Below are 18,890 nucleotides of genomic sequence, written 5' to 3'. Positions count from 1 at the left end.
TTTAAAATGGAAGCGAAGAGGCAGGATTTGAATGTGTTTGGTATGACGTGTGCGGCTTGTTCGACGCGTGTGGAGAAATCGCTGAATAAGGCGGTTGGTGTGGAGCGGGCGAATGTGAATTTGGTGACGGAGAGTGCGGCGGTTTATTATGATCCTGAGCAAATTGGGCCGGAGCAGTTGATCGATATTGTGAAGCATGCGGGGTATGATGCGGCGGAAAAAATGTCGAAAGAAGAGAAAGACGCGGTATTGGAAAAGCAGTTTAAGCGTGAGGTACGCCGGTTTATCTTGTCTGCAATTTTAGCATTGCCGTTGTTGCTTACGATGGTGACGCATATTCCGTACTTGCATCATACGGCGTTTGCGATGGGTGTGGATGCGGTGATTAGCCCGACGATTCAGCTGGTTCTTGCGACGGTGATTCAGTTTTATATTGGTTGGCGGTTTTACGATGGGGCGTATAAGTCGCTTCGTGGAAAGAGTGCGAATATGGATGTGCTCGTGGCGTTGGGGACTTCGGCGGCTTATTTTTATAGTTTGGCGGAGTACGTGCGGCAGCTGATTAACCCGAATATTGAAGCGCATTATTACTTTGAGACGAGTGCGATTTTGATTACGCTGATTTTACTTGGAAAATTACTGGAGAGTTATGCGACATCGAAAACGACGCAGTCTATTGCGGGTTTGCTGAAGCTTCAATCGAAGGAAGCGGTTGTTCTGCGCGAGAACCGGGAGTGGAAGGTACCTGTCGATGAGCTCGCGATTGGGGATGTGATCTTGGTTCGGCCGGGAGAGAAGGTTCCGATTGATGCGGTTGTGTTGACTGGTGAAACGAGCATTGATGAGTCCATGATTTCGGGGGAGCCAGTGCCTGTGGAGAAAAAAGCGGGTGATATGGTAATCGGTTCAACGGTGAACTTTGATGGGGTCATTCAGGCGGAAGTGACGAAACGAATGGATGAGACGGTGCTCTCGACGATTATTCAGCTCGTGGAGGAAGCGCAAGGCGTGAAGGCGCCGATTCAACGTTTGGCGGACCGGATTTCGGGGATTTTTGTACCAATTGTGTTGGCGATTGCGGTTTTGACATTTGTGATTTGGATGATTGCGACAGGCGGTGTGCTCGATCAGTCGCTACAAGTGGCGATTGCGGTACTCGTGATTGCGTGTCCATGTGCGCTTGGATTGGCAACGCCGACCGCGATTATGTCGGGAACTGGGAAGGGTGCGGAAAGCGGTATTCTTTTTAAAGGTGGGGAGCATTTAGAGCGGACGGCAAAAGTGGATACGGTGATTTTTGACAAGACTGGGACGCTGACGGAAGGGAAGTTGCGCGTGGTAAATATGTTGGAAGAAAACGCTAATTTCACGCGGTTTGCAGTAGCGATGGAAGGCCAGTCGGAACACCCGATTGCGAGGGCGGTTCTGGCTTATTTGGAAGATCAGGGCGTGCCACAAGTTCAAGCTGAGAAAATTCGAGCAAAAGCAGGACACGGGATGGTTGGCACGCTCGATGGTTTAAAAGTAGCGTTAGGTTCATACCGCTTTATCGCGAATACAATCACGATTCCAAAAGGCACAGATGGAGAAATGCAGACGTGGATGCAAGCAGGGCAGACGATCGTGGCGATGAGCGTGGATGATGATTTTGCAGGTGCGTTTGGATTATTGGATACGCCGCGAAAAGAGGCCAAAGAAGCGATTTTGCGATTACACGAGCTTGGTATTAAAACGGCGATTGCATCTGGAGATCAGCGCGTCGTTGTAGAAAACATGGCGACGGAACTTGGAATCGATCAGGTTTACGCGGAACAATTGCCAAATGATAAGAGTGATATTGTGGCAGATTTGCAGAAAAAAGGGCATGTGATCGCCTTTGTCGGAGATGGTATCAATGATGCACCAGCGCTTGCAACGGCGGATACGGGAATTAGTATCGGAACGGGAACGGATATTGCGATTGAGACGGGAGATGTGACGCTGGTTGGGCATCAGTTAACGCTTATTCCGCAAACGATTCAGCTAAGTCGCGCAACGATGCGAAATATCCGGCAAAACTTTTTCTGGGCTTTAGCTTATAACTGTGCAGGAATACCGATTGCCGCGATTGGCCTATTAGCGCCATGGGTGGCAGGTTTGGCGATGGCTGGAAGCTCTGTTTCCGTCGTTGCTAACGCCTTGCGTCTAAAACGATTGAAGTTAAAGTAAGAAGCGTATGGGAGCGCTCATAACTAAAAAAAGCTATCGATCTGTACCTTGTATAAATTTTATTCAAAAAAGGGTTGCGATTCCAACCTACGCAAAGAGGCCTTCATTCACTTGGATGAAGGAAGCCACTATATAAGTCCCATTTATCAAACCTCCGAAGAAAGAGATAGCACCGATAAATGAGCATCAATAAGAAAACAAGACTAGTTCCGAGATACAACCAGAAGAGTTGTTCGGAAACCTAGTCTTGTTTTGTGTTCGCTAGCCTGTTGTAGTGTAGTTAAGCTGCTAGCTGTTTTCTTACGTGTGTCGTTTTCTTAGTTCATCAAGTCCATCGTGTTGACTACTTGGTAACTAGCGTCTAATGCTAGGATTTCGACTTTATCTGTGGCATTTTTAACTAATCCCGCAATGTTGCCGAGGTTGTAATTAGTTGCGCCAGGCAGGAGGTTGATATTTTTCTTGATCTCTGCGGTGCCACCTTCTGGTGTGACACGTAGACGCACATGGGAAACGTTCGTACCGACTGTACCTGTAATCGCGGTGGTATCGCCAAACGTGTACGAGGCAGGCCCAGTTAACTTGTTATCCAATGCTGCGGCTGCTTTCACGGTTACCGTAATCGTGTTGATGATATTATAGCCTTTGTCGATCGCTACGATTTGCACGACGCCGGATGTATCTTTGACTAAACTGGAGATATCACCGAGGCTATAGGTGCTAGCACTTGGCGTTGTTTGGCGCACGACCGCCATGTTGTTCACATCGCTTCCTGTACGCAGACGAACAAAGGCTACGCCTGTACCCGTAGTACCAGTGACCGCTGTCTTATCGCCAACGGTGTACGAGGCAGGACCGGTTAGTTTATTGTCGACGGTTGGTGCTTCCACCGTGACTTTGACGGTGTTCACGATATTATACTTCGCGTCTACGCCTAAAATTTCGACGGTGCTTGTTGCATCTGTTACGAGTGTGGAAATATCACCGAGGCTGTAAGTACCGGCTAAACCAGTTGCTTGACGGACAATCGTTCCTGCTGTTTGACCTGCAGCTGTGACGCGGAGACGGACATACGCTACATTCGTACCGTATTCGCCAGTGATCGCTGTTTTATCACCAATTGTGTAGGTTGTTGGACCTGTTAACTTGTTATCGAGGGTGTTTTTATTGATTTCGACAACGACTGTCTTCACCACGTTGTATTTCGCATCGACGGCAATGATTTCAAGCTTTTGTGTCGTTGCGTCGACAAATGTCGAGATATCGCCAAGGTTGTAGGCGCTGCTTGTGGTCGTTGTGCTCACTTGTTTCTTGATCGTCACATCACCGCTTGCTCCTGTCACGCGTAGGCGGACATACGCCACGTTGGAACCGTAGGTACCGGTGATATTCGCTTTGTTATTCAGGTCATATTTTGCTGGCCCTGTCAATGCGTTGCCGGGGTTCGTGCCTTTTGGCGTCACGTTGAGAGTTTTTACGATGTTGTATTTCGAATCCACGGCTAAAATTTCGACTTTGTCTGTGGTGTTTTTAACGAATGTTGAGATGTCGCCGAGGTTATACGAACCTGTCACGCCTTTTAGCGCCGTGACTTGACGTACCACATTGGCAGATGTTGGTGTTTGTCCTTGTGGCGTCACACGTAAACGAACATACGCTACATCAGCGCCGTAGTTTCCTGTGATATTCGATTTATTACCAAGTTCATATTCTGCTGGCCCTGTCAATTTATAATCGAGAGCGACCGCTGTGACTGTCCTGCTTGCACTCGACGTTTTACCATTACTTGCTTTGGTCACCGTTGCAGTTATCGTCGTATTGGCTGGTTGTTTCGCGATCGCTAATTGGTATTTACCACTCCCGTCCACCCTACCGGAAGCAAGGATCGTCGCGCCCTTTGTGATAACGATGTCGCTGTTTGGTTCGCCAACACCAGACACAGTGGTGCTCTCTGTCGTCAGGGCGCCCAGCGTCGTTGGGGTGATCGCTTGGAATAGGGTGTTCGCTTTCGTGATATCGGCTTGCATCGTTGTTTTATCAGCACTGGCTGGTAGTGCGCCGACTTTCGTACTTGCCTCGTTGATTATCGCTTGCGTGGTGCTAGGTTTTAATGCGGTATTCGTTGGTGGGTTGGAAAAGAGCGCGTCTACGCTTGCTTTTGCCGCATTTTTCGCGTTGTTTGCAAGCTCTGCTTGCGCTTTATCCACGTACGTTTGGAGTTCGGCTTTCTTCGTGGCATCCGTCACAGCATCGACTTTGGTTTGCGCCGTGTCTATTTTTGCTTGTGTCGTGGTATCTTTGATGTGATTCGCTGGGTTGTCACTGATGAATAGTTCATTGACCGTAGTTTGTGCTATATCTGTTGCATTTGCTGTTACAGTGACTGGAATTGTTTTAGTCAAACTAGCATTCGCAGTTGACGTAACTGTAATCGTAGCGGTTCCTGTTGCTTTCGCTTCCCAATCACCAGTTGCATTTACAGTGATAATGTTGGCGTTGCTCGATGCATACGTTAGTGCTTGATTTGTCGCGGCCGGACTCATGGTAGCTGTTATTTTCCCAGTAGTTCCACGAGCAGCATTGATCGCGCTTGTATCTACATTTAGAGATGTCGGTACGTAAACGGATGTTTCGTTAACATCTGGAGCTGTGTTGAACAAAATTCCTGAATCATTTTCAACAGAAAGGCGTACGCGTGTAATACCATATGTTAGTGTAAATTTAAAATCGCCATTTGCATCTGTCGTAGTATACGATAGTCTGTCGGGTAGAGTACCAGTACGACCTATGACATAAGCGGCAACTTCTCTAAATGTGATTGCTTGTAAAGGGCGATTATCAAGGTGTCCAGTTATTTCTGTGTCGCCTACTTTTACTGGGTTAATATAACCTGTATTCGCTGTGTTTTTCGACATTTGGATGATCGTCTCTGCTGTTAAACCACTTGCAGTCTTAATCTTAACGGAATATGGATAATCTCTACGGGTGAATGTAAAAATGCTACCATAGTCTGTACCAAAATTTTCTGGATTTACACTATAGTTTCCATTAGCATCGGATTGAACTTTGCAAGTGTATCGTTTATAAGAGGTTATTTGTTCTGAGAAAGCATCCGCGTATTCCCACAAGCTAACTTCTATTTCTTGAGCGCCACCAGGAACTTTACCAGTAATCTTAGTATCTCCGTCTCTCACCGTATTGATAAGATTATTCTGACTCGCGCTTACTGTCGACGTTAATTTATTCTCCGCCGCGTGTGTTTCTACTGGTGGTAAGGCTGTTAATACTGTACTTGCCATCACATTCGTCGCAAGTAATGCGATGGCTACTTTTTTCATCTTTTTATTCATTGATGCAATTCCTCCATTTTTTTATTGTGGGTACATGGCGTTCCTTATTTCCAACCTTGCACACCTGCTAGTCTTGACTGAAGTTTCTAGGTATGTTCGTTCGACGCACCGCGCTGGTTTTGGAGAGTATGGTCGCCTCACTCGGTACCACTTCTTTTACTTTACCAGTTTTCCAAGCTAAAAAAATACATTTTTTCCCCTTTAAGAAGCGACATTGTGACTATTTTGTTACATGTTTCTACAAGTAGATTTCTTTCTTATTGTAAAAAATATAACTTTTATTCAGCTTGACATTTCAGTTGTTTTTGTTTAATATAATAAACAAAATGAAAGTTAGGAGCGATAATCATGCAACGTTATACATATTTAAAACTAGCTTTGAAGGAAAATGGGTTGACTTTGCAGCAAGCGGCAGATCGGATTGGCGTTACGAAGGGTTATCTCAGTCAGCTGATCAACAACAAAATCAAGGAACCAAGCGCTCAAAAACTACAAGCTTTGCATGAAGTTCTACATCTAGAATACCCCCCTCGCGAAAAAAATATCGGTGTTGTCTTTGGGAAATTTTATCCGTTACATACGGGGCACATTTACTTAATTCAGCGAGCCGCGAGTCAAGTCGATGAGCTTCACGTTATCCTTTGTCATGATGATGTGCGTGATTTCGAGCTTTTTCAAAAAAGTTCCATGACGAAGCAACCAACTGTTGAAGATCGCTGGCGTTGGTTGTTGCAGACTTTTAAATACCAAGATAACATTAAAATTCATGGTTTGTCGGAGGATGGAATTCCGCCTTATCCAGATGGTTGGGATGAGTGGGCGATTCGAGCGAAGAAGTTGCTTGATGATAATTATATTCAGGCGAATGCAATTTATTCAAGTGAACCAAAGGATGCGATTCGGTATCAGGAGTTGCTTGATGTGAACACGGTTGTCATTGATGCTGAGCGTTCGTTTATGAATATTAGTGCGACGCAAATCAGGCAGGAACCTTTTCATTATTGGGATTATATTCCGACCGAAGTGAAACCGTTTTTTGTTCGAAAAGTTGCGATTTTAGGTGGGGAATCAAGCGGTAAATCAACACTTGTGAATAAACTAGCAAATACATTTAACACAACGAGCGCTTGGGAATATGGACGCGATTATGTTTTTTCTCACCTAGGCGGGAATGAGAAGGCGCTTCAATTTTCCGATTATGATAAAATTTCACTTGGGCAGGCGCAGTATATTGATTTTGCGGTGAAATATGCGAACAAGGTGGCGTTTATTGATACAGACTATGTGACAACGCAAGCATTCTGCATAACGTACGAGGGTCAGGAGCATCCGTTTGTGCAGGCGATGATTGAAACGCAGCGCTTTGATCTTGTTATTCTATTGGAAAATAATACGCCATGGGTCAACGATGGGTTGCGCCATCTTGGTAGTAAAGCCAAGCGCAAGGATTTTCAAGACTTATTGGAGCGTTTACTAACGGAAAATAAGATTCCATATGTAGCTATTACATCAGGCAATTACGAAGAGCGTTATTTGGAAAGTATCCAACTTGTAGAACAATTACTGAACGACAAAAAGGAGAATTCAAATGAAATCAGTCATTATGAAAATCGGTCGGAATAAACTATATCCTTATATCTGTGTTTTGCTCGTTACTATTGCTTTTTTAGCGACGAATCCACTCGTCCATTTTGAATGGCGCTATTTATTATCGTATATTGGCGCGATTTGTGGCCTGATTTGTGTTATCTTACTTGCGAAAGGGAAAAATAGTGGAAATATTTTCGGCATGTTAGCGGCATTTGGTGAGATGAGCGGGAATTTTTTAGGGCGTAATGTGGGGGCGGCTTTGCCGAGTCTTTATTATTTTGTAACGCATATCTTCGGGCTGGTGACATGGAGGAAGCATCTGGATAGGGAGGCGACGCTTGAGCCACGGAAGTTGACGGAACGCCATTTTGGTGTCGCGGTTATTTTTATTATTGTAGCTTCGTTTGTCAATATGTATTTGACGGGGATTCTTGGCGTTGCGAATGATCCGTATCAGTTGATGTTGAATAATTTTATTTTCGCGCTGGGTGTGACGGCTCAATTTTTAATGATTGCGCGTTTTAGTTTTAACTGGTATTTATGGATTATTATGAATATCCTAGTGATCTCACTAAATATCTATACCAAAAATCCGATTATCGCCACGCAATATGCCATTTATCTTTTTAATGCGGTGTATGGTTTGTTAGAATGGCATGAATCAGAACATCGGAAGGGTAAATTGGCAGATGTGCAATAATTACCTGGGCGGGGTATAATGAAGTAGATGAGATAACAAAGGAGTGACAGAAAATGGCAAAACTTGTAGTAGCAATTGAAGGCATGAGTTGCGAACATTGCGAAAAGCGTGTGCGCGAAGCTATCGAAGCGGTGGAAGGTGTCGAAAAAGCGGTGATATCTTTGGAAGCTGGCACGGCAGAAGTCACCTATGACGACGGCAAAAATGTCCAAGATATGATTGAAGAAGCGGTGGACGAAGCCGGATATGAAGTAGTCGCATAACTAGGGGAATTTGACGAGTAGTGCAGGGAAAGACTGTGCTACTTGTTTTTTGTGGAGAAAAAGCAACAAAAGCTACCTTTTCTATGCAAAAGCTGATAGAATAAAGGGAAGTTAAATATAAATTTACTAGGGTGTTTAGTGAGAAAGTGGTGAACATAGGAATGGAAGAAGGACCGATGAATCCGAATGAGCCTAAGAATGAAAACAAAGATGAAAAAAACGCGCGCAAAGGCTTTGTAAAAATGAAAACATTTCCCTTTGTCATGCTGTTATTTGGGTGCATTTTTGCGACCGCGTTAGTGACAGCGCTCGTCATGTCTGTGGGCGGGGATAAGCAAGTAAAAGTAGCGATTCCTGAACGGAAGGAATTTACGAAACTTTACGATGTATACGACGAAATTCAAAAGAAATATTTTAAGAAAGTAGATACAGATAAGATGATGGAAGGCGCGATTACGGGTATGGTAGGGTCACTTGGCGATCCGTACTCTTCTTTCATGACGAAAAAAGAGGCGGAGGACTTCGATAGTACGATTTCCTCGAGCTTTTCTGGTATTGGCGTGGAAATTCAGGAGAAAGATAGCTATATAACCGTTGTGTCGCCTATCAAGAATTCTCCGGCAGAAGCAGCGGGCTTACGTCCTAATGATAAAATCGTGGAAGTAGACGGTAAATCAATCAAAGGTATTTCCTCTACAGAGGCGACAACAAAAATCCGCGGAAAGAAAGGAACGAGCGTGACCTTAACGATTTCACGACCTGGAACGGACAAGCCTTTTGATGTGAAAATCGTGCGCGATGAAATTCCGATTGAAACGGTATACTCGGAGATGGGCGCAGATAAAATTGCGACCGTTCAAATCACCACCTTCTCTGAAAAAACGTATAGCGAGCTTGAGAAAGCACTGAAAGATCTAGATGCGAAGGGCATGAAAGGTTTAGTCATTGATCTGCGTGGGAATCCAGGTGGTTTACTCGATCAAGCAGTTGATATTGCGAGCCTGTTCTTACCAGATGGCAAGGTAATCGTGCAAGAACAAACAAGAGATGGCGCAAAACAAACGATTAAAGCAGATAGTAGCGCGCATGATGGTTATAAAGTGAAGGTTCCCGTGACGATGCTAATTGATGAAGGAAGCGCAAGTGCCTCTGAAATTTTGGCGGCTGCGGCTCGTGAATCTGGCGGCATTAAATTAGTTGGGGCAAAATCATTCGGTAAAGGTACAGTACAAACAGCCGCACCACTTAGCGATGGTTCCTTACTCAAGTTAACCGTGGCGAAGTGGTTGACTCCAGACGGCGAATGGATTCACGAAAAAGGTATTAAACCAGATGTGGCCGTGGCACTACCAGCCTATGCAACGATGGCGGTTCCAAATTCCTCTAAGGTATATAAAGAAGGGAATTTTGGCGATGATGTGAAAACCATTGAAACGATGCTTTCCGCGCTTAAATATAATGTTGGCAAAGTGGACGGCTTGTTCGATGCCAATACAACAGCTGCAGTAAAAGCATTCCAAACAGCCAGCAAACTAAAAGTCGATGGTATCATGACAGGTGCCACAACAGAAGCGCTCATTACAGCGATTAAAAAGGAACTACAAGCAAACGATCCACAAGAGAAAAAAGCAGTTGAATTAGTGAAACAACAATTAAAGTAAGGAGGGCTTTACGTGGATGATTTTCTAGAAATTGAAACATCAGTGAAGCGGGTTTTTAATAGCTTTCGTCATGAAGTCGATACGATTTTAGACCGAAAATTAACAGGCGGTGAATTTCGCGTTCTGAGCCTGATTTCAAGTGGCGTGAATCGCACCACCGATTTATCTAAGAAACTGGATGTATCGGCAAGTCATATCACAGCGATCACGGATTCCCTTGTTGCGAATAAATTCATCACACGCCGTCGCTCTGAAGTTGATCGTCGAATCGTCGTGCTAGAACTGACCGAAGAGGCAAAAGACTTCGTGATCTCCATCGAGAAAAAGAAAAAGGCGATGATCGTCCGCCGTTTCTCCGTTTTCACAGATGAAGAACGCGACGTCTTCCAAGAATTGCTAAAAAAGTTAGCGGATAACTAGAAAAGCTGAAATGGCTCGTTCAGCTCCGAAAAAAACTGGAGCGCCCTCTATAAAAAGTCGTTCTTGCTTTTTATGGAGGGCGTGAAGTTTTCGAGGAGTTGGCCGTTGAAGCTGGCTTCCGAAGCTGGATCCGAAGGCGTTGGACATGATGCAGCACATGGAACGAATGCTCCCTGCGTTCGCACTCATATTGTGGCTCTAACTCAGCAGAGTACGCTTCGTAAGAGCCACAACAAAAACTTGGAGCGGCCGCAGTGAAAACCCGATCTTGGTTTTTGCGGAGGGCGTGAAAGTTTCGAGGGGCTGGCTTTCGAAGCTGGATCCGAAGGCGTGGGACATGACGCAGTATAAGAAACGAATGGAGACTTATTTTCCTAACCGAGGATAAGTCTCCATTCGTTTTTTTATAGCAACTTTTCAAAGGACTTTCAAAAATGATTCTCTTTACAAATAAATCAACATAGGCTATACTAACCATAATGTTGCATTAAGGAAAAATTGTTAGTTTTGAGTAAAAAATAGTCCTAAAGGAAAAGGTGATGTCATGATAGTCGGAAATTTATCCATTGCGTATAGTCAAGAACTCGTCGTGGAGAATATCTCCCTACAAATAAAGCAAGGCAAGATGACAGGAATAATTGGTCCAAATGGAGCTGGGAAATCTACATTTTTAAAAGGTTTAATCGGGCTGATCCCGTGTGAATCAGGTACGGTAACATGGGAATCACGAACAATAAAAGAGGTGCGGCACAAAATTGCCTACGTACCACAGCGGAATAGTGTAGACTTGACGTTCCCGATTACGGTACTAGATACTGTGCTAATAGGAACGTATCCAAAGTTAGGATTAATCAAATTACCACGAAAAAAAGAACGCCAAATAGCGCGCGAGGCATTAGCGCAAGTAGAGATGCTGGACTTTGCAAAACGCCAGATTGGCGAATTATCTGGCGGACAACTGCAGCGTGTGTTTATCGCGCGAGCTTTAGCGCAACAGGCCGATATTTTTTTGCTAGACGAACCGTTTGTGGGGATTGATATGACAAGTGAAGCACTTATTATCGAAGTGCTACAAAAACTGCGCGATGATGGGAAAACGATAATCGTGGTGCATCATGATTTTCATAAAGTAGCACGTTACTTTGATGAAATTATTTTGTTGAACAAGCAGTTAATAGCTTATGGCGAAACAGGTAGCACATTCACAGAGGAGAATATTTTGAAAACCTACGGACAGGGGTTCGGATGGGGAGGTGCTCAGTGATGCTATTTCTAGAAGGTTTGATGCAATACGAATTTTTGCAAAAGGCGTTGCTGACATCGATTATTGTGGGTGTTGTTTCGGGTGTAATCGGTAGTTTTATCATTTTACGGGGGATGTCACTTATGGGGGATGCGATCTCTCATGCTGTTTTGCCTGGGGTTGCGATCTCTTATATGGTGGGTATTAATTTCTTTGTTGGCGCGGCGGCATTTGGCATTGTTGCGGCACTCGGTATTGGCTTTGTCAATCAAAATAGTAGGATTAAAAATGACACTGCGATTGGTATCGTGTTCAGCTCCTTTTTTGCTTTAGGGATTATTATGATTTCGCTAGCACAAAGTTCTACGGATTTATATCATATTTTATTCGGAAATGTGCTTGCTGTTCGTAGTAGTGATATGTGGATGACACTAGGAATCGGAATGTTGGTTATTCTGCTAGTGGGGTTATTCTACAAGGAATTGCTCGTTAGTTCGTTTGATCCGACAATGGCAGAAAGTTATGGCTTGAAAGTGCGGATGCTACATTATTTTTTGATGACGTTGTTGACGCTTGTGACGGTGGCTTCCTTGCAAACTGTTGGAATTATTCTTGTTGTGGCTATGCTGATTACGCCTGCTGCGACCGCTTATTTACTGACAAATCGACTTTCCGCAATGCTATTTTTGGCGGCAGGATTTGGGGCGGTGAGCGCGATAGTCGGCCTGTATTTTAGTTATATGTACAATCTGGCATCAGGTGCTTCGATCGTCCTCGCTGCGACCGCGTTATTTATACTCGTATTTTTATTTTCGCCGAAACAAGGAATTATTTTTGGGAGAAGGAGTGTGAAACGATGAAGAAAGTAATTTTAGCAGGTATGTTGGGATTGATGCTATTATCGTTAGTGGCTTGTGGTAAAAATGAGAAGGCAACTGATCCAGATAAGCTGCAGGTTGTGACGACTTATTCGATTTTATATGACATTGTGAAGCAGGTCGGTGGCGACAAAATTGATCTATACAGCATTGTGCCAGTGGGAACAGATCCACATGAATACGATCCATTGCCAAAAGATGTGCAAAAAATGGCGGATGCGGATTTGGTTTTTAATAATGGTTTGAACTTGGAAACTGGTAATGGGTGGTTTGATCGATTAATGGCATCTTCTGGTCAAAAAGAAGCGGTGGCGCTGAGTAAAGGCGTTTCTCCAAAGTTTCTGACAGCGAAAGGAAAAGAGAGTGAGACGGATCCACATGCGTGGCTAGATCTTCAAAATGGAATTAAGTACGCGGAAAATGCTCGGGATACATTGGTCAAGAAAGACCCAGATAATGCGGATTACTACAAGCAAAATGCAGGAAAATACATTGCAAAATTGGAGGCGTTGGACCGAGAAGCGAAGACGAAATTCGCAGATTTAAAGAATAAGACGCTGGTGACGAGCGAAGGTGCATTTAAATATTTTGCGGCAGCGTACGGACTAGAGGCGGCCTATATTTGGGAGATAAATACGGAAAATCAAGGGACGCCAGATCAGATGAAACAAATAATCGAGACGATTAGAACGAAAAAAGTCCCGGTTTTATTTGTGGAAACTAGTGTAGATCCGAGAAGTATGGAAAGTGTATCTAGCGAAACTAATACACCAATCTTCGCAGAACTCTTCACAGATTCCACGGCAAAACCAGGAAAACCGGGAGATTCGTATTTAGAGATGATGGAATGGAACTTGGAAAAAATAGCATTAGGACTGAAAAGCTGAAGCTAGATCTGAAGGCGCAAGGCATGACGCGGTACATGGATGACATGTTCACCGCGTTTTCATGCCTATTGACGCGCTAATTCAGCTACATACGATTCACAAGCTACCCAGTAACTTTTTCTCCGTAAACCGTATCCGGACCGAAAGGATGAAAGCTGCGATGAACAGTCCGGCGCTAAGCCCAATCCAAAATCCAAACGGACCAAGATTAGTATACGAAAGGGCTAATCCAAGCGGCAGGCCGATCACCCAATAGGAAATAAAGGCAACGATCGACGTAACGAAAACATCTTTATAGCCACGAAGCGCTCCGAGTACTGGTGATAAAAGAGCATCCGCGAATTGGAATAATACAGCGTAAATCAAGAAGTGCGTAATCAAATTTGCTAGTTTTGGATCAGAAGTGTAAAGTGATGCGATCTGATCGCGGAATAAGAGTAGTAGTATGCCGTTTAGCACGCCGATAGAAATCGCCGAAATCATTCCGATATGCCGATATTTTTTCGCATCTGCCACTCGCTTTGCGCCAGTTTCAAACCCAACTAATATGGTTAACGCCGCCGCAATACTAAGCGGGAAGGCGTATAGCAATGTTGGTACGCTAATAGCGGATTGATGCGCCGCAATGGTATCCGTACCAAAACGTCCCATAAAAACAGTAACCGCTGAGAAAATACTCACTTCAAAAAGAATCGTCAAACCGTTAGGCACACCAAGTTTGATAATCTCCTTTATTTTTCTCCAATCTATTTTTGCAAAGCCAGAAAAAATATGATAATCACGTAAACGCTTCTGACTTTGAATCAAAATAATCGTGACAATCAGTACCATCCAATAGGTAATCCCTGTTGCTAAGCCACTTCCCGCACCACCCATTTCAGGAAAACCCCAATTACCAAAAATAAGTAGGTAGTTCAAGAAAATATTCACAGGCACCGTAATCAAAGTGATGGCCATCGTGACCCGAGTAAGGCCGAGTGAATCAATAAAAGCACGTAATACAGAATAAAAGAAAAAAGCCGGGATACCAAAACAAATCCCATTTAAAAAATGTTTCGCAATTTCGGCAACGGCAGGATCAAGGCCCATGGCACGCAAGATCGATGGCACGAATAAAAAGTTGAGTGCGAGTAGTAAAATTGCAAGTCCGATCGCGATATAAAGCCCGTTGCTCACTGTTCTTTTAATATCATGGCTTTCTCCGCGACCTAATAATTGCGAAATAATAGGTGTGACAGCCATTAATAGACCGGACAAACTAGCATTAAAAGGACCCCATAAGGAGTTACCAATCGCAGTTCCAGCCAAGGCTTCGTTGGAATAATGCCCTGACATCATCGTATCAATCAGTGCCATCGAAAAAAGCAGCAACTGTGAAATAACGACAGGCGTAAAAATAACTAAAAATTGGCGCCATTTTTCACTGCGCGTAAATGTTTGTTCCAAAATGGTGCTCCCCTTTCTATATAAACCATCAACACCCGATTATAGCATAAGAAATAACGTTCCGTCACGAATGATTTTTCACAAGATACAAGCAAAAGCTCTATGCGAATCTTCTCGCGTCTGTTATAATAAGGGTTCGTGGTAGGGGCGAGACTCTACGGGTTGGGAGAGGGATAATTGAATAAAGAGGAATTATGATGCAAAGATTATTGGACAAGATCTTTCAGTTGAAAGCGCATCGGACATCGGTTCGAACGGAGCTCTTAGCTGGAATGATAGGTTTTTTCACCGTTGTCTACATTATTGTTGTCAATAGTTCGATTTTGGCAGAGGCTGGTGTACCGTATCAAGGTGCCATTCTTGCAACGATTTTTATATCGGTTGTAGGTTGTTTTGTGATGGGGTTTTGGGCGAATGCACCGCTGATTTTGATGCCAGGTATGGGAATTAATGCGTTATTTGCGTATAATTTTGTGCAGACACTTGGTTTGTCGTGGCAGCAAGCGCTGGCCGTCGTTGTTATCAGCGGCTTCTTATTCATGATTTTAGCATTTACACCATTAGCTAGAAAGTTGAACGACACGATTCCACTTATTTTGAAACAAGGGATCACGGTCGGTTTAGGGCTATTTTTAGTACTGCTAGGTCTTGAAAAAGGAGAAATTGTCACACGCGGCGAACATTCGATTTTGGCGTTTGGCAATATGCACGATCCATTTGTGTTGGCAACGCTGATTACGCTCGTGCTAACGATGATTTTGCTGGTGCGCAAAGTGCCAGGCGCTTTTCTGTGGAGTATCTTGATCGGAACGCTTGTTAGTGTTCTCTTCGGCGTACATGGTGAGGTTTCTAAAGACGCGATGAGTTTGGCGCCATGGAAAGATGTGCTGTTTCAGGCCGATTTTTCCGGTGTTGGGCAAGTAGCTTTTTGGACGAGTGTATTTTCACTAACCATGGTTCTCGTATTCGAAACGGTCGGATTGACGTTCGGTCAGACGAAACAACTAGGCCAAACGGAAAAATTGCCACGCGTACTGCAAGCGAGTAGCTTCACGGCATTCCTATCCGGATTGTTCGGGACAAGTCCGACGATTTCCGCGTTAGAGAGCGGTTCGATGACAGGAAGTGGCGCACGAACTGGTTTAGCATCGGTGACGGTTGGTATTTTCTTCTTGGCGTCGCTCGTGCTGATGCCGTATATTTCTTTCATCCCAAACAGCGCCATTGCGCCCATCCTGATTGTGATTGGGATGTCGATGTTACAGGAAATCAAGGAAATGGATTTTAGCAATGCCGCAGATACGTTCTCAGCACTCCTCATCGTTGTTATCATCCCATTCTCGTATAGTATCGCCGACGGAATTGCAGTCGGATTCATCGCGTACCCGATTTTGAAATTATTTACAAAAAATCGCACGCGAACGCCGATACTTATGTATATCATTGCGGCATTATTTTTGTTACAATTTATTCTGCAATGATGAAACGTGTGAGGTGAGTCTGGTTTTGCTAGACTCATCTCATTACATATATAAAGGAAAAGAGGAATCAACGTGATCTATTATTATCTTATCGCACTTGTTGTTGTTGTCATTGACCAGTTTACCAAATGGCTTATCGTGCAAAATTTAGACCTAAGAGAAGTGGTGGAAATCATTCCTGGTTTCTTAAATATCACATCGCATCGAAATTCTGGTGCGGCTTGGGGTGTTTTAGAGGGAAGAATGTGGTTTTTCTATCTGATTACGCTCGTGGTTATCGGCGTTCTTATTTACTTCATGCAACGCTACGCGAAGAACAGTAAGCTTTTAGGTGTAAGTTTAGCACTTGTTTTAGGTGGCGCGATTGGGAATTTTATCGATCGCATACTCCATCAAGAAGTGGTCGACTTTGTACAAACAATTTGGGGAAATTATTACTTCCCAATTTTTAATGTCGCGGATGCAAGTCTGACGATAGGCGTGATTTTACTCATTGTCTACGTGTTCTTGGATGATCGCAAATCGAAAGGAACAAAAAAATGACACAAAATACCGTAATTATTCCGGAAAAATTAAATGGTACGCGCTTGGATAAAGGGCTTGCCGAACTGCTAGAAATCACACGATCCGCCGTACAAACATTGCTAAAAGACGATGCTATCCTTGTCAATGGTGAGCAAACAAAACCGAACTATAAATGCAAAACGGGCGATGAAATCACCTATATGGAACGCGAGCCGGAGGAATTAGATATCATTGCCGAAGATATTCCGCTTGATATTTACTACGAAGACGCAGATGTGCTCGTTGTGAATAAGCCACAGGGCATGGTAGTCCACCCATCTGCTGGTCACACATCAGGGACACTCGTGAACGCTTTACTTTTCCATTGTCAAGATCTTTCAGGCATCAATGGCAAAATTCGCCCAGGCATCGTGCATCGTATTGACAAAGATACATCAGGTCTGTTGATGGTTGCTAAAAACGATAAAGCGCATGAATCCCTGGCTGAGCAACTCTACGATAAAACCAGTGATCGTGAATATATCGCGCTTGTGCACGGCGTTATCAAGCATCAAAAAGGAACCATCGATGCACCAATCGGGCGTTCAAAAGAAGATCGTCAAAAAATGGGGATCGTGAATGATGGGAAAGAGTCACGGACGCATTTTGAAGTGTTGGAACGTTTTACAGGTTATACCTTGATAAAATGCCGTTTAGAGACTGGTAGAACACATCAGATTCGCGTGCATTTGAAATATATTGGACATCCACTTGCTGGTGATCCGAAATATGGACTGAAAAACACGATTAAAGGCGAAGGGCAATTTTTACATGCCTCTGAGCTCGGATTTACGCATCCAACAACAGGCGAGCGGATGAATTTTGAAGCACCGTTACCTGCGATTTTTCAAGAAGCTTTGGAAATTTTGAGAGAATGAAGTTGTTGAGGGTATTCATTTTTTGAGTTATGTGGTATGATAGAAGAAATAAAAATAACCGCTAGTCTAGATTTCGACTAGCGGTACGGAATCCGCTTTAAGGCGGACAACGTTTCATGATGAGAAATAATCCACTAAGTTTGTAGGCCTAGGGGGATTATTTTTTTGCGTTAAATGCAAGAAAAATGTCAACAGTGCAAGTAGAAAGATACCACCTGTGAAAAGCATCGCGAAAAGCGCAATGATGTCCGTTACTGTCATATGACAACGCCTCCTTTCTAGAGGAAACGCTTATCCGCCCTAAAGACTTCCGTGCGCCTATTATAGCACAGGATTTGGTATAAAAGAGTGCTTATTTCTAAAGTCGTATTTAGATTGATTTTACGCGTTTTTAACCCCTGATATGAACTTTATACGCTGCTCGATAAAACTAGTTGACAAACCCCCTATAGTAGGATAAACTGAACCTAGTTAAATAACAGTCCTTTAACATAGTCCAGAGAGGCTAAGAAGGTAACGTGATTTGGGAATTTCTATGCCCAATTGGATTCTGTACGTACACCCTTTGCCGCGCTCTTGGCAGAGGGTTTTTATTTTGTCTAAATGATATTGGAGGGGAAAAGGATGCCAGAAGAGGTTGTTGTGATGGATGAGGCTGCGATTAAACGGGCGCTTACGAGGGTGAGTTACGAAATCATCGAGCGTAATAAGGGAACGAAAGATTTGGCGCTTGTCGGTATCAAAACACGAGGTATTTTCCTGGCAAATCGTTTGCAGGCTCGAATAAAGGAAATCGAGGATGTTCTGATTCCGGTTGGTGATATTGATATTACGCTTTATAGAGACGACTTATCTTTTAAAAACGAATCATCGGAGCCGTCGCTAAATGGTACGAATGTTCCTTTTGATATTGGTGGGAAGCAGGTTGTGTTAGTCGACGATGTGCTATATACAGGCCGGACGGTGCGTGCCGCAATGGACGCGCTAATGGATGTAGGACGCCCAGCTGGGATTCAGCTAGCGGTTTTGGCAGATCGGGGACACCGGGAACTACCGATTCGAGCGGATTTTGTTGGTAAAAATATTCCGACTTCGAGTGAAGAACGAGTAGAGGTACATTTGGCGGACGTCGATCATGCGGCGGATGCTGTGACAATAATTAAATAGGATAATCCAGCATGTTGAGAATTAGTTTTCGTAGACAACGCTGGAAGAACGCTTTTTTAAAACAGTCCAGAGAGGCTGATAAAGGGTGATGAACGGGGAATAGGTCTATCCTAAATCCAGTACATAACTGCTCTTTGTCGCAATTTGGCAAGGG

At 43.9% G+C, this 18,890-nt stretch carries 16 protein-coding genes; 13 read left to right on the top strand and 3 right to left on the bottom strand.

Features of this window, described 5'->3' with window-relative positions; translation table 11 throughout:
* The first annotated feature begins 6 nt into the window (after window positions 1-6).
* Window positions 7-2,208, top strand: coding sequence for a heavy metal translocating P-type ATPase (locus HCJ54_RS04245; RefSeq protein WP_187136748.1), 2,202 nt, complete (start codon window positions 7-9; stop codon window positions 2,206-2,208).
* Between the two features lie 317 nt (window positions 2,209-2,525).
* Here the strand turns inward: HCJ54_RS04245 and HCJ54_RS04240 are convergent, their stop codons facing one another.
* Complete coding sequence (locus tag HCJ54_RS04240) at window positions 2,526-5,558, bottom strand: toxin Cry1Ac domain D-VI-related protein (protein WP_187136747.1); 3,033 nt, start codon at window positions 5,556-5,558, stop codon at window positions 2,526-2,528.
* 348 nt (window positions 5,559-5,906) lie between these two features.
* Between HCJ54_RS04240 and nadR the strand changes: the two genes are divergently transcribed.
* The 8 genes from nadR (at window position 5,907) to HCJ54_RS04200 (ending at window position 13,200) form a co-directional block, all read left to right on the top strand.
* Window positions 5,907-7,181 (top strand): multifunctional transcriptional regulator/nicotinamide-nucleotide adenylyltransferase/ribosylnicotinamide kinase NadR, encoded by a 1,275-nt coding sequence (nadR, locus tag HCJ54_RS04235; protein WP_187136746.1) that lies wholly within the window; start codon window positions 5,907-5,909, stop codon window positions 7,179-7,181.
* Window positions 7,147-7,848, top strand: coding sequence for a nicotinamide riboside transporter PnuC (pnuC, locus tag HCJ54_RS04230; RefSeq protein WP_187136745.1), 702 nt, complete (start codon window positions 7,147-7,149; stop codon window positions 7,846-7,848). Before nadR ends, pnuC begins: the two co-directional genes overlap by 35 nt.
* A gap of 53 nt (window positions 7,849-7,901) precedes the next feature.
* A complete protein-coding gene (locus HCJ54_RS04225) occupies window positions 7,902-8,111 on the top strand; it encodes a heavy-metal-associated domain-containing protein (RefSeq protein WP_185408901.1) in 210 nt (69 codons plus the stop codon).
* 161 nt (window positions 8,112-8,272) lie between these two features.
* Window positions 8,273-9,772, top strand: coding sequence for a lmo1851 family serine protease (locus tag HCJ54_RS04220; RefSeq protein ID WP_187136744.1), 1,500 nt, complete (start codon window positions 8,273-8,275; stop codon window positions 9,770-9,772).
* Between the two features lie 12 nt (window positions 9,773-9,784).
* Entirely contained in the window at window positions 9,785-10,192 is a 408-nt protein-coding gene (locus HCJ54_RS04215; protein WP_185525490.1) for a MarR family winged helix-turn-helix transcriptional regulator, read from the top strand.
* Between the two features lie 544 nt (window positions 10,193-10,736).
* On the top strand, window positions 10,737-11,456 hold the full coding sequence (locus tag HCJ54_RS04210) for a metal ABC transporter ATP-binding protein (RefSeq protein WP_185525489.1): 720 nt from the start codon (window positions 10,737-10,739) through the stop codon (window positions 11,454-11,456).
* A complete protein-coding gene (locus HCJ54_RS04205) occupies window positions 11,456-12,295 on the top strand; it encodes a metal ABC transporter permease (RefSeq protein WP_187136743.1) in 840 nt (279 codons plus the stop codon). The genes HCJ54_RS04210 and HCJ54_RS04205 overlap by 1 nt, the downstream gene beginning before the upstream one ends.
* The gene (locus HCJ54_RS04200; protein ID WP_187136742.1) at window positions 12,292-13,200 is read left to right on the top strand and encodes a metal ABC transporter substrate-binding protein; all 909 of its coding nucleotides are present in this window, start codon (window positions 12,292-12,294) and stop codon (window positions 13,198-13,200) included. Before HCJ54_RS04205 ends, HCJ54_RS04200 begins: the two co-directional genes overlap by 4 nt.
* 96 nt (window positions 13,201-13,296) lie before the next feature.
* Here HCJ54_RS04200 and HCJ54_RS04195 read toward each other — a convergent pair whose 3' ends face one another.
* Entirely contained in the window at window positions 13,297-14,646 is a 1,350-nt protein-coding gene (locus HCJ54_RS04195) for an MATE family efflux transporter (protein ID WP_187136741.1), read from the bottom strand.
* 197 nt (window positions 14,647-14,843) lie between these two features.
* On the opposite strand from HCJ54_RS04195, the gene HCJ54_RS04190 reads away from it, so the two are divergent.
* The 3 genes from HCJ54_RS04190 (at window position 14,844) to HCJ54_RS04180 (ending at window position 17,569) form a co-directional block, all read left to right on the top strand.
* A complete protein-coding gene (locus HCJ54_RS04190; protein ID WP_185408895.1) occupies window positions 14,844-16,127 on the top strand; it encodes an NCS2 family permease in 1,284 nt (427 codons plus the stop codon).
* 75 nt (window positions 16,128-16,202) lie between these two features.
* Window positions 16,203-16,670 carry a signal peptidase II gene (gene lspA / locus HCJ54_RS04185; RefSeq protein WP_185409086.1) on the top strand — a complete coding sequence of 156 codons (468 nt, stop codon included), beginning with the start codon at window positions 16,203-16,205 and terminating at the stop codon, window positions 16,668-16,670.
* The gene (locus HCJ54_RS04180) at window positions 16,667-17,569 is read left to right on the top strand and encodes an RluA family pseudouridine synthase (protein ID WP_187136740.1); all 903 of its coding nucleotides are present in this window, start codon (window positions 16,667-16,669) and stop codon (window positions 17,567-17,569) included. Before lspA ends, HCJ54_RS04180 begins: the two co-directional genes overlap by 4 nt.
* Before the next feature lie 114 nt (window positions 17,570-17,683).
* On the opposite strand, the gene HCJ54_RS04175 is transcribed toward HCJ54_RS04180, so the two are convergent.
* A complete protein-coding gene (locus tag HCJ54_RS04175; RefSeq protein WP_187136739.1) occupies window positions 17,684-17,830 on the bottom strand; it encodes a hypothetical protein in 147 nt (48 codons plus the stop codon).
* A gap of 363 nt (window positions 17,831-18,193) precedes the next feature.
* On the opposite strand from HCJ54_RS04175, the gene pyrR reads away from it, so the two are divergent.
* Window positions 18,194-18,736 (top strand): bifunctional pyr operon transcriptional regulator/uracil phosphoribosyltransferase PyrR, encoded by a 543-nt coding sequence (gene pyrR / locus HCJ54_RS04170; protein ID WP_036064525.1) that lies wholly within the window; start codon window positions 18,194-18,196, stop codon window positions 18,734-18,736.
* Window positions 18,737-18,890: the final 154 nt, after the last annotated feature.

Source organism: Listeria grandensis, assembly GCF_014322885.1.
In the GTDB taxonomy this organism is placed as follows: domain Bacteria; phylum Bacillota; class Bacilli; order Lactobacillales; family Listeriaceae; genus Listeria_A; species Listeria_A grandensis.
Note: the sequence above shows the minus strand (reverse complement) of the source record. Positions and strands in the feature narration are given on the sequence as shown.

Bases quoted from the DNA above. Each gene is read 5' to 3' on its own strand.
- HCJ54_RS04245 (WP_187136748.1), top strand. From the start codon at position 7: ATGGAAGCGAAGAGGCAGGATTTGAATGTGTTTGGTATGACGTGTGCG.
- HCJ54_RS04240 (WP_187136747.1), bottom strand. From the start codon at position 5,558: ATGAATAAAAAGATGAAAAAAGTAGCCATCGCATTACTTGCGACGAAT.
- nadR (WP_187136746.1), top strand. From the start codon at position 5,907: ATGCAACGTTATACATATTTAAAACTAGCTTTGAAGGAAAATGGGTTG.
- pnuC (WP_187136745.1), top strand. From the start codon at position 7,147: ATGAAATCAGTCATTATGAAAATCGGTCGGAATAAACTATATCCTTAT.
- HCJ54_RS04225 (WP_185408901.1), top strand. From the start codon at position 7,902: ATGGCAAAACTTGTAGTAGCAATTGAAGGCATGAGTTGCGAACATTGC.
- HCJ54_RS04220 (WP_187136744.1), top strand. From the start codon at position 8,273: ATGGAAGAAGGACCGATGAATCCGAATGAGCCTAAGAATGAAAACAAA.
- HCJ54_RS04210 (WP_185525489.1), top strand. From the start codon at position 10,737: ATGATAGTCGGAAATTTATCCATTGCGTATAGTCAAGAACTCGTCGTG.
- HCJ54_RS04205 (WP_187136743.1), top strand. From the start codon at position 11,456: ATGCTATTTCTAGAAGGTTTGATGCAATACGAATTTTTGCAAAAGGCG.
- HCJ54_RS04200 (WP_187136742.1), top strand. From the start codon at position 12,292: ATGAAGAAAGTAATTTTAGCAGGTATGTTGGGATTGATGCTATTATCG.
- HCJ54_RS04190 (WP_185408895.1), top strand. From the start codon at position 14,844: ATGCAAAGATTATTGGACAAGATCTTTCAGTTGAAAGCGCATCGGACA.
- HCJ54_RS04180 (WP_187136740.1), top strand. From the start codon at position 16,667: ATGACACAAAATACCGTAATTATTCCGGAAAAATTAAATGGTACGCGC.
- HCJ54_RS04175 (WP_187136739.1), bottom strand. From the start codon at position 17,830: ATGACAGTAACGGACATCATTGCGCTTTTCGCGATGCTTTTCACAGGT.
- pyrR (WP_036064525.1), top strand. From the start codon at position 18,194: ATGCCAGAAGAGGTTGTTGTGATGGATGAGGCTGCGATTAAACGGGCG.